Genomic DNA, 11,216 nt, shown 5'->3' on the forward strand with positions numbered 1-11,216 from the left:
GGATATACGCTCATATATTGAACGTAATATCCTCTTCTTAGTTTAGTCTATTTAAAATCTATTTCAAAACGGATTCTTTTTATTTATCGTAAAATATTGGCTTGTAGGTATTATTAATGAACCTTTATTCCAAAGATACATTATCATACGATCTGTTGTACTGTATTGCGGTTCTAATACGTAGTATCTTTAGTAACATAAATAATTTCACGTAATGGATTTTAAAATTTGGCTAACTGCCATGAAAAAATTAATGCTGGAATTGTTTTTCTTTTCCTTGCAAAAAGTACAATTGTTTCTTAATGTAAGAATGTAGAAGGATGAACAAGAGAGGGTTTAATGAAGATGATACATATTTTATTAGCTGATGATGACAAGCATATTAGAGAGTTATTACATTACCATTTACAAAAAGAGGGGTTTAAAGTTTTTGAGGCTGAAGATGGGAAGGTAGCTCAAGGCATATTAGAGAAAGAAAATATTCATCTTGCGATAGTGGATATTATGATGCCGTTTATTGATGGGTATACGTTATGTGAAGAAATCAGGAAGTATCATGATATACCTGTTATATTATTAACTGCGAAAGATCAGTTAGTTGATAAAGAAAAAGGGTTCATTTCTGGCACGGACGATTATATTGTAAAGCCATTTGAGCCAGCTGAAGTAATTTTCCGTATGAAAGCATTGTTGCGTCGTTATCAAATGCTGAGTGCAGATATCATTACATTACACGGGACGACAATTGACCGAAAAGGGTTTGAAGTGAAGTGTAACGGTCAGACGATTTTGCTTCCGTTAAAGGAATTTGAATTATTATCACAACTTGCTAGTTATCCTGGAAGAACATTTTCAAGAGAAGAATTAATTGAATTAGTATGGGGAATGGATTTTGAAGGGGATGAACGAACGGTTGATGTTCATGTGAAGCGGCTGAGAGATCGTTTTTCAAAACGAACAGATGATTTTCAAATTACAACAGTACGTGGACTCGGTTATAAGTTGGAGTTGAAATAAGATGAAATCATTGTATTCTAGATTTGTTTTTATGACGGTCGGGATTATGCTACTTAGTAGTATAATTGGCTTTTTATTAACGAATGTATATTATCAAGTGAAGTTAAAACCGTACAATAGTGAAAAGATTTTAATGTATGCTGAGGAAGTAAAATCATTATATGAAAAGCAAAGTGAAGAGAATAAAGAGGCATACTTACAGTCTATTGCGAAATTAGGATATGAAATTTATATTGTAGATGACGAAAATCATGGAAAGCGTATTGGGAATGCGTTTCGTAAGATAACAATTAGTGATGATACAGTTCATAAAGTATTGCAAGGTGAAACGTTTAATGGCGTTTCTACATATCCAACCCGCTTGTTCATTACAGGGTTTTTCGATAATGAATTAATTAATAGTGTCGGTGTCCCATTAAAACACGGTGATAAACAGTACGCTTTATTCATCCGTCCTGACATTCAGCAACAATTTGGTGAGATGAGAATTTTTCTAGCGGTATTACTTAGTTTCATCGTTGTATTAAGTATCATTTTTATAGCGATTGCAGCAGGTTATATCGTTCGTCCAATTCGAACATTTACGAAAGCGACTCAAAAGATTGCAAGTGGTGAATATGATATCGAATTAGATGAAAACCGAAAAGATGAAATTGGTACACTGGCAACTAATTTTCAAAAGATGACGAAAAGTATTAAAGAATTAGATCAAATGAGACAAGAGTTCGTTTCTAACGTTTCGCATGAATTTCAATCGCCACTTTCTTCTATACAAGGTTTTTCGAAAACATTACAATCGGAGAATATGGGTGAAGAGGAAAGAAAACGTTACTTGAAAATTATTGAGGGCGAAAGTAAGCGGATGTCTAGTTTATGTAAACAGTTACTTACGCTCGCTTCATTAGATAAAGAAGAGAAAGTTCTACAAATTAAAGAGTTTCACTTACAAAAGCAAATTAAAGACGTCATTTTTATGCTCGAATGGAAATGGCGTGAAAAAGATATCGCCGTCGAATTTGATGTGCCGGACATCGTCATAAAAGGTGATGAAAACTTACTTCATCAAGTATGGAGTAATATTTTTACGAATAGCATTAAGTTTTCAAACGATGGTGGGACCGTTGAATTTGCTGTAGAAGAATTAGAGTCTAGCGTTATGATCTCTATATCAGACAGCGGAATCGGCATGGAAAAAGAAGAAATGGATCGTATATTTGATCGCTTTTACAAAGTGGATACAGCAAGGGCAAGAAACGTAGAAGGTAGCGGTTTAGGGTTATCGATTGTGCAGAAAATCGTTGAACTCCATAACGGAAACGTTTCGGTATATAGTACGAAAGGGGAAGGGACGACTGTTCAGGTTGAGCTTCCGAAATAAATGAAAAGGAAGAGGCTGTTTTGGAACAGCCTCTTCTTATTTTTGGCAATTGGTCGATATATTATCACTTACGTGCAAAGTGACAAAAAGTTATTTAAAAAAAGCGAGTCCTTCTATTCCGCAATTGGGCCAATTTGTGGAATAAGATTAGCAGGAAGTTTATTTGAAAATGTAGAATCCCTACAGAGCTATAAGGATGTTATTGAAACTTTAACTATTTAGGGGGATATTACTTTGAAACGAATTGACTTGTTTTTAAACGGACTAGATTCCACATTCGATAAAGAGAGTTGGTATGCACCGTTTAAACATGCTATAGAAGGACTTACAGCCGAACAGGCTATCTGGAAACCACCTGGAGAGGGAATGAAAACCATTTGGGAGAACGTTAATCATCTCATTTATTACAAAGAGAGACTTGCTGCAAACTTGGAAGGCCGTGAATGGACACATAATCTCGACGGTGATGAAACCTTTTATCTTACCAATCAATCTAATGGTGATAAGGAATGGAAGAAAGTCGTTGAACGTTCTGAAAATGCTCAACGTAATTTAAGACAGGTGTTGAGTGCAATTTCCGAAAAAGAGCTTGAACAAAATTCACTTGAGGGTAAATTACTGGACATCATGCTTCATGATGCTTATCATACAGGCCAAATTATTCAATTAAGGAAAATGCAGGGGGCATGGCCATCAAATCGTTGACTGAGCGTTCTAGTTATTCCATTAAAGGCGTTATTGTTGAATAAAACTTAGATTTTTAAACGACTTTATTGTTTTATTTTTAGTGTAGTGAAGTATCTTACATACAAAATTAAGCAACTATATTTTTAACCCCGTCCTAAATTTAGAACGGGGTTATGCTTGTTTGAGATTTTAAAATTAAATAACTTTATTATCTCTACACATTACGGATTAGATAATACTTTATTTTTACTATAAAGCCGCACCTTTCCCGCACTCTTCCTTAAACCGAAGCCCAAAAGTATCCGCTGTAATTTCATCAGCTTTCGGCAATGAACGTAATTTCGGATGAAGTAGCCATACGAGAGAAATAAATAAAATCCCGATACTAGCGAGCGCAAAAATGAGTTGGCTACTAAATACATTTGCAGTATATCCGCCAATTAAAGAGCCGAACGGCATAGCAATTGTGCCCATACTTCGCATGACTGAATTGATGCGTCCAAGATATTGATTTGGAATAGCCATTTGACTGATCGTCGCAAATAATATGTTGGTAGCACCAATTGGAATCCAAGCTAAGCCGAATAAGAAAATAGACAGCCATTGAAACGGTACAATCGTAGAGAGAAACCAAAAGACAGCGCCAGCCGCAAAGCTAATAATGGAGACACGGCCAACATTACGTTTGCCAACCCATGAACTGAATAGTGCTCCGATTAAACTGCCGGCTGATATAGCGGCTAAAAAGAAGCCATATAATTTCACGCCTCCTAAAGAATCAGCGAAAGAAGGAAGTATCGCCATCGTCATACCAATTGAAAAATTAGCGACAACTGAACCGATTAAGAAGACGCCCATTAATGAACGAAAGACGATTGAAAAGCCTTCTTTTAATTCAGAGAAATATTGTTTAGTGGAAAGCGATGTATTGGCTTCTGCTTGTTTCGGCATTTTTAATGAAAAGAACAAAAGGGCAGTAATCGCGAATGTAAAGGAGTCAATTACATATAAAGTGATTGCGCCAAGTAGTGCTACTAATATTCCAGAAAGAGTCGTGCAAATTAAATCAATGCCTTGATATGCAAATGAAAAGAGTGAGTTTCCTTTTAATAATTGTGTTTTATGCAGTAGAAGTGGTAAAGCTTTTGATTGTGCGGGATAGGCGAATTGTTCGATAAAGGCTACGATGGGCATAATGATGAGTAGTAGTTGAACTGTTAATAGATCGAAGTAGTGTGTAATAGGAATGATTAATATAAGAATGCATTGCAGAACTTGTGTGATGACGAGGGTGTTTTTGATTGACCATCTATCAACGAATGGACCAGTAAGAAATTGTAATGCAGAAGGTAATAATGTAAGGAAACCAGCCAATCCAGAATAAAAAGGATTACCACTAAGTTCATATACGAGCCACATCGCTGCTACATAATACAAACTATCTCCTATGTTTGTAAAAATTCTCCCTAAAAATAATAAGAGGAAATTCCGGTTTTTTAATACGTCCATTTAATCTACTCCTTTATGAAAAAATTATTCGGTAAAATAAAATTGACCGTCGGTGTAAAAAAAATCGTATTACGATTTTTTTGTAAATGAAATTATATCGACGTAAATCAGGATATATCGAACACAACTTTGATTATATCGACGTTTCGACATGAGATATCGACTTGCCGACAAACATCGACAAGTTTATTTTTCTTCTTTTTTAACAAATCGCTGCATTGCTCGCTCATCGATTTGCAGTGCAGTAGTAGAAATGTAATAAGCTTTACTATTTGGATCCTTATCCGCATCTTTTGTGATCTCGTTTAATTCAGCCATCACTTCATAAAACTTTTTCACCCACACTTGAAATTGTTCTGGCGTGGCATCAAACTCCCAGCAGGATGAAACGTAATTCCATTCAGCTGGGTCTTCGCTTACTTTTCGTAATGTAAAAGCTTCTTCTGGTGCAGCGAGAATATGGCTTTTCGTTCTTTCCGTCATTTGTAAAAAGATTTGGCGACCTGATTCGCTTAATATTTCTAAATGAGGTAATAGGTCTGCGGCAGGGGTGAAGCCTTTAGCGACAGATTGATAAAACTTTTGAACGATGCCATTCTTTTCTTCTGTATAAACGATTTCTATAAAACCATTCTTCTCTAATTCTTTTAAATGATAATGAATTTTCGCCCTTGAAATGCCGAATTTCTCAGATAGTAGTTGTCCTGTATAAGGACGTTCGCATAGACGCATCATCATTTCGACACGTAGTGGATCGCTCATTGCTTTTAGTTGGCTATAAGTAGTTAATGTTAACATGGGCTTCAAAATGATCAACTCCTTGAATTAAATTACTCGGTCAATATTATTTGACTGAATTGTATCAAGGATTTTAGTTATTTTCAATACTTTCAGAAAATTTAATCTTTGTAATGTAATCTTCTGTTCATATTCCGTTCATATTTCTTTTTTATTATAAGTGCATAGAAAGTAATAGGAAGGAGCGAGCGAAATGTTTTTAGCTCTGCGTGAATTAAAACAATCAAAATTAAGATATGGATTAATCGGACTTATTATGGTGTTATTATCATTTTTAGTCCTTGTCATTTCAGGATTAGCAAATGGATTATCATATGATAATGCTTCATCGATTCAAAATATGGAGGCAAATAAATTTGTATTAGCAGATGATGCGGAAAATAAATTACTTCGTTCACAAATTAAGCAAGATGATGTAGATAACGTAGTAAATCAAGTAGGCGAGAAAGAGGCCGTTCCGTTTCGTGTAAAAAATTCAACTTATGAAAAGAAAGGTAGTTCGAAAAAAGTTGATGTCGCTATTTTCTCAAGTGAACGCGATTCATTTTTAGAACCGAAAATTGTAGAAGGTGAGAAGTTAGGTACAGCAAACAATGAAATGGTTGCTGATGAATCAATTAAAGAAAAAGGAATCGATATTGGGGATACAATTATTGATCCTGTTTCAAAGAAAGAATTTAAAATCGTTGGATTTACGAAAAATCAAATGTTTAGCCATACACCAGTCGTTTATGTAAATGAAGACGTATGGGGCGCTATTTCACAACCAAACCAAAAAGATTATAGTGCAATTGCACTTAATACAGATAAAGACATTAAAAATGCACATGTTATCGACAAAAAAGAAGTATTACAAAGTATTCCAGGATTTAAAGAAGAACAAGGAACATTAACGATGATTATTGCGTTCTTACTTGTTATCGCAGCGTTACTAATTGGTGTATTCTTCTACGTAATTACATTACAAAAAACACAGCAATTAGGTGTATTAAAAGCAATCGGTACGAAAAATTCTTATTTAGCAAATAGCTTAGTCGTACAGGCGTTATTCTTATCAGTTGTGGCGATGATAATCAGTATTGTTCTTGTACAAGGGTTAGAACAAATTTTACCAGCAGGTATGCCGTTCTTATTAACAACACCGATGATTGCACAATATGCAGCAATCTTTATCGTAATTAGTATTTTAGGAACACTTATTTCGTTATACCAAGTATTAAAAGTTGATGCATTAGAAGCAATTGGAGGCGGGATGTAATGACTTCATTATTAAAATTAGACAAAGTAAGTAAAGTGTACGGAGAAGGGAATACTGAAGTAACAGCCCTTCACCCGATGTCGCTTGATGTGAAAGCTGGAGAGTTTATCGGAATCGTCGGTCCTTCTGGATCAGGGAAAAGTACGTTATTATCAATCGCGGGTGCATTACTATCACCGTCAAAAGGGGATATTTACATTCGTGAGAAAAATATTACGAAGTTATCACAAAAGGAAATGACAGACATTCGTTTGAAAAAAATCGGCTTCATTTTCCAGTTTGCAAATCTTGTTCCATATTTAAATGTAAAAGAACAATTGCTTTACATTGCTAAGCTTAAAAAAGATAACAAACAAGAATCTGAACAGCGTGCGAATCACTTATTAGCAGCATTTGGATTAGGCGAAAGAAAAACTCATTATCCAAATCAACTATCTGGTGGGGAAAAACAAAGGGTCGCAATCGCTCGTGCTTTCATGAACAATCCAGATTTAATATTAGCTGATGAACCAACTGCAAGCTTAGACTCAAAACGCGCACGTGAAGTTGTGGAAATGATGAAACGTGAAGTGAAAGAAAGTCAAAAAGCAGCAATTATGATTACACATGATGAAAGAATGCTTGATGTATGTGATCGTATATTGACGCTTAGAGATGGGAAGTTAATATAAAGAAAAAAGACAACCGTACACATATGTGCGGTTGTCCTTTTTATAGAATATATTAAGATAGTTATAATAGCATTATTTTGAGAAAAGCATTTTAATTTTGTTGCGCGTAACTAATAAAAGTCCGCCTATAATTGATAACATTCCAAGTGGCACGTTATTTGATTGCTCACTACCAGCGTTAGGAAGTTCTCTAGCATTATCTTTTGCAGGAACAGTAGCAGTAGTGTTATTATCCACTTTCGTTTGTTTAGGTTGTGATACTTCATTAATCTTGTTATCTACATGTTGCTGCGTTGTATGTATCTCAGCTAATTTGTCATCAATTTTTTTCTCAGTATGTTTAAAATCGTTTATTTTAATATCTAAGTCTTGTTTTTTCTTTGTTAAATCATCTGAAACAGTTTGTTTCGATTGTTTCATTTCGTTTATTTTATTTAGTAAATCTTGTCTAGCTTCTTTTAATTCAGCTAGTTTGTTTTTTATATCTTGTTTAGCTAGTTCTAAGTTAGCGGAAAGACTATCTAAATTGCCTTTAATTTTCTTAAGTTCCTCTAACGTGTTACCGGTATTCGGCTTATTTTCTTTAATTTCAGCAAGTTTGTCCTCAGCAGTTTGTTTCGCTTTCTTTAACTCAGCTAATTTTTCATCTACCTGTTTTTTAACTTCCTTAAGTTCATTAACCTTTTGATCGATGTTCTCTTTATGTTGCTTAATTTCATTCACTTTTTCATCGACAGTTTGTTTATGTTCTTTAATCTCGTTAACCTTTTCATCAACAGTTTGCTTATGCTCTTTAATTTCAGCAACTTTTTCATCTACTTGTTTTTTATGCTCTTTAATTTCAGTGATTTTATCCTCGGCGATTTGTTTGTCTTGCTGAAGTTTTGCATCTAACTCTTGTTTCTGTTGTTTAATCTCGCTAATTTTTTCATCAGCAACTTGTTTACGTTCATGTAGTTCATTCACCTTTGTATCAACATTTTCCTTAACTTGGTTAAGTTCATTCAATGTTTGATCCACGTTTTCTTTGTGCTGCTGCAATTTCGCATCTAACTCTTGTCTATGTTGCTTAATTTCAGCTAATCGATCTCCTGTACTTTGCTGGGGAGTAGCATCATTTACTTCTGCATGAGTAGGGGTAGATCCCGCAATCATTGCTAAAGCTAGTGTAGACGCAGCGATTGTTTGTTTTGTTTTCATATTTTTGTACCTCTTTCCTATGAATGCACTCTATTGTGTAAAATTGAGCATATAAAAGCAGATTATTATATCATTATATACCATGTGTGATGCCCAGAGGAAGCATTTGCATAATAATCTGTGATTATTAAACTTTTTTTCTTAGCTATGGGGTAGGGGACTAAAAGGGATTAACCTATGAGGGACAGACCTTCAAAGATATGAACGATTTCCTTTATAGTAGATTTCACTTCCTCACTATCGTTAATAACAAACAAATAATCAGCCTCATTTTCTACAGGATGTACTACATCTTCATGCAGTGATTCAGCCTGTTGGCGATTAAGCACTTCTTTGAAATTAGAATAGTTACCTCTAAATATATTTGTACTTCGCTTACTACGAGCCACTCTTTCATAAAGTACATCATCTGGAATGTCAAAATGAACGAGTATGCGTACATATTCCTCTTCCTTAAACAGCTCATTCAGCAAATACATTCGTCCGTTTCGGCTTCTATTTGAGTTGCAAATGATAAGGTGTAAATTTGTATATTCTTTTGCATAATCAACAATGAATTTTGAAAGACCATGCTTTAGTGTATTCGTTCCTTCTGTCGGCTGTAATTTTTCATAATATGTGTTAATAAATTCAGCTTGGTTGTCTTGATCCATAATGAAAGAGTTAGGTAACTCTTTTTCTAGCTCTTTTGCAAATGTAGTTTTTCCGCTGTGCGTTTTTCCTACTGTAATAATGACTAATCGTTTCATATGGCCTCCATTTATATTGTTATAATCTGGAGTATTCGGTGTGGATTGAAATCTTCCTGCCAGATAATACACAAATTGTCGGAGTGGTAGTAGGTTGAAAACTTGACAAAAAAACTTATTTATGCTATAATTTACCAATATAAAAATAAAGTGTATAATAGGGTTCTCCTGGCCAGGGGGACCCTATTTTTGTTGTGAAAATGAAGGAGAGTGTATGTGCATGAACAAAGGTGAAGCAAGTGTAACGTCGTTAGTATCAGCTTTCGGAAGGGCGTATCATAGTGAATTTGATAATCCTACAATCTTTGATGATTATGTAGCTAAAAATTTAATTTCACAAAAAGAGCGTAACAATATTGAAATGAACATGGTTCAAGGGATACATTTTTTCAATAAAGACATTGCAGAGCGGTTTCAAGACAATCCAAAAGAAATATTAAAATGGATTACGCAAGTTCAGTTGTCACCAACACCTTTAGCACGTGCAGCCTATTGTGAACGAGTATTACTACATGAAATTACACTAGGAGCAAAACAATACGTCATACTCGGTGCGGGATTAGATACGTTCAGTTTTAGGCACCGAGAATTAGAAAATAAAATAGAAATATTTGAAGTGGATCATCCTTCTACGCAACAGGCTAAGAAGGTAAAAGTGAAAGAAGCAGAATTTGAAATTCCAAATAACCTTCATTTTGTTTCGATGGATTTTACGAAAGGATTTTCCTATGAACAGTTACGCAATGAAGGATTTGAAAATAAAAAAACTTTCTTTAGTCTTTTAGGTGTTACGTATTATTTAACGAAAGAGGAACTTTCCAGTTTAATAGAATGCTTATTCGAAATGGTTCCAGAAGGGAGTTCTATCGTTTTCGATTATCCGGATGAAAACTTATTTACAGAAAAAGGGCTGTCCAATCGAGTTGAAAAAATGGTGAAAATGGCTGCAGTAGGCGGAGAACCGATGAAATCGTGTTTTTCTTATACCGAAATGGAAGCACTGTTAGAGAAGGCGGGCTTACTCATTTATGAGCACTTAGCACCAAAGGATATTCATACATTATATTTTGAAGGACGAAACGATTATTTAAAAGCTTTTGAGACGGTGCATTATGTGCATGCGGTAAAGAAGTAGATAATTATTATTGTGAATTTTCAGGGGGAACAAGTGGAATTTCTTAAGAAAGAAGAGATTTTATCTTTTTATTGTATACACGAATCAGTTTACTTTAATAGTTAGATTACAATAAGCTATGATATGATTAGTATTGGATTTCTTAATAAGGGGGTTTTAAAATGACGCCAGAACAAATTGTTAGAAAATTTTTTGATGAAGTACGTTCAGGGAATCATCCTGACTATGCAAATCAATTAATGGCAGAAAAAGTATTGGCACATCAAATTGTATCTGAAGAAGAACAAACAGTTTGTAGAACACCTGAAGATTATGCCGAACATGTAAGAGAGATGGTTGAAGTATATGGTGATTTTTCTTTAGAAATTCAAGAATTTTTAGTACAAGGAAGTAAAGTATATGTACGTTGGAAACAAGTAGGTATGCATGTAGGAGAAATTGATGGATATCAACCTACAGGACTTCCAATAATTCAAATAGCAAGTGCAGTGTATAGAGTAGAAGATGGAAAAATTGCAGAGTATTGGATTCAAATTGATAGGTCAGGAATTCAAAATCAATTAGAGCGCAATAAAAATATTCAGTAGTTAATTTTTAAAGCTATAAGTAGGCATGGGGAGAAATCTCTGTGTCTTTTTTTTAGGAAAAACAAGGAAATTAAATGTAGTGATGGAAAATATAATTATAAATATATTGCTACATATATATGAGTACTGTTTTGTGGAAACTAAAGGAAAGGGGAAATAGAAAATGTTGAAATTACAGCCCTTTCCGAACGAGAAAGCCCATTGCCTTTAGGCATGGGATGAAAGTG

Annotated in this window: 11 protein-coding genes; 7 read left to right on the forward strand and 4 right to left on the reverse strand. The window is 34.5% G+C overall.

Annotated elements, in window-relative coordinates; genetic code table 11:
• Nucleotides 1-339: 339 nt before the first annotated feature.
• The 3 genes from AB3X48_RS12090 to AB3X48_RS12100 all read left to right on the forward strand — a co-directional run bounded on the left by AB3X48_RS12090 (nt 340) and on the right by AB3X48_RS12100 (nt 3,100).
• Complete coding sequence (locus AB3X48_RS12090) at nt 340-1,017, forward strand: response regulator transcription factor (protein WP_002066188.1); 678 nt, start codon at nt 340-342, stop codon at nt 1,015-1,017.
• A 1-nt stretch (nt 1,018) separates the two neighbouring features.
• Nucleotides 1,019-2,395 carry a sensor histidine kinase gene (locus tag AB3X48_RS12095; RefSeq protein WP_016105374.1) on the forward strand — a complete coding sequence of 459 codons (1,377 nt, stop codon included), beginning with the start codon at nt 1,019-1,021 and terminating at the stop codon, nt 2,393-2,395.
• Nucleotides 2,396-2,629: 234 nt separating this feature from the next.
• On the forward strand, nt 2,630-3,100 hold the full coding sequence (locus tag AB3X48_RS12100; RefSeq protein ID WP_016105373.1) for a DinB family protein: 471 nt from the start codon (nt 2,630-2,632) through the stop codon (nt 3,098-3,100).
• Between the two features lie 231 nt (nt 3,101-3,331).
• On the opposite strand, the gene AB3X48_RS12105 is transcribed toward AB3X48_RS12100, so the two are convergent.
• Together AB3X48_RS12105 and AB3X48_RS12110 are read right to left on the reverse strand one after the other, a co-directional pair.
• Nucleotides 3,332-4,591, reverse strand: coding sequence for an MFS transporter (locus AB3X48_RS12105; protein WP_016105372.1), 1,260 nt, complete (start codon nt 4,589-4,591; stop codon nt 3,332-3,334).
• Between the two features lie 186 nt (nt 4,592-4,777).
• Nucleotides 4,778-5,398, reverse strand: coding sequence for an ArsR/SmtB family transcription factor (locus AB3X48_RS12110; protein WP_088078892.1), 621 nt, complete (start codon nt 5,396-5,398; stop codon nt 4,778-4,780).
• 184 nt (nt 5,399-5,582) lie between these two features.
• Here AB3X48_RS12110 and AB3X48_RS12115 point away from each other — a divergent pair, with 184 nt between their 5' ends.
• The gene (locus AB3X48_RS12115; protein WP_002161171.1) at nt 5,583-6,647 is read left to right on the forward strand and encodes an ABC transporter permease; all 1,065 of its coding nucleotides are present in this window, start codon (nt 5,583-5,585) and stop codon (nt 6,645-6,647) included.
• A complete protein-coding gene (locus AB3X48_RS12120) occupies nt 6,647-7,318 on the forward strand; it encodes an ABC transporter ATP-binding protein (RefSeq protein ID WP_016105369.1) in 672 nt (223 codons plus the stop codon). The genes AB3X48_RS12115 and AB3X48_RS12120 overlap by 1 nt, the downstream gene beginning before the upstream one ends.
• A 72-nt stretch (nt 7,319-7,390) precedes the next feature.
• Here the strand turns inward: AB3X48_RS12120 and AB3X48_RS12125 are convergent, their stop codons facing one another.
• Nucleotides 7,391-8,518, reverse strand: coding sequence for an LPXTG cell wall anchor domain-containing protein (locus AB3X48_RS12125; protein WP_088099258.1), 1,128 nt, complete (start codon nt 8,516-8,518; stop codon nt 7,391-7,393).
• 170 nt (nt 8,519-8,688) lie between these two features.
• Entirely contained in the window at nt 8,689-9,267 is a 579-nt protein-coding gene (locus AB3X48_RS12130) for an ATP-binding protein (RefSeq protein ID WP_016105367.1), read from the reverse strand.
• 220 nt (nt 9,268-9,487) lie between these two features.
• Here AB3X48_RS12130 and AB3X48_RS12135 point away from each other — a divergent pair, with 220 nt between their 5' ends.
• Nucleotides 9,488-10,402 carry a class I SAM-dependent methyltransferase gene (locus AB3X48_RS12135; RefSeq protein ID WP_133059506.1) on the forward strand — a complete coding sequence of 305 codons (915 nt, stop codon included), beginning with the start codon at nt 9,488-9,490 and terminating at the stop codon, nt 10,400-10,402.
• A 161-nt stretch (nt 10,403-10,563) separates the two neighbouring features.
• The gene (locus AB3X48_RS12140; RefSeq protein ID WP_002066202.1) at nt 10,564-10,989 is read left to right on the forward strand and encodes an ester cyclase; all 426 of its coding nucleotides are present in this window, start codon (nt 10,564-10,566) and stop codon (nt 10,987-10,989) included.
• The last annotated feature ends 227 nt before the right edge of the window (nt 10,990-11,216 follow it).

The organism is Bacillus sp. S4 (assembly GCF_040838205.1).
Classification (GTDB): domain Bacteria; phylum Bacillota; class Bacilli; order Bacillales; family Bacillaceae_G; genus Bacillus_A; species Bacillus_A cereus_U.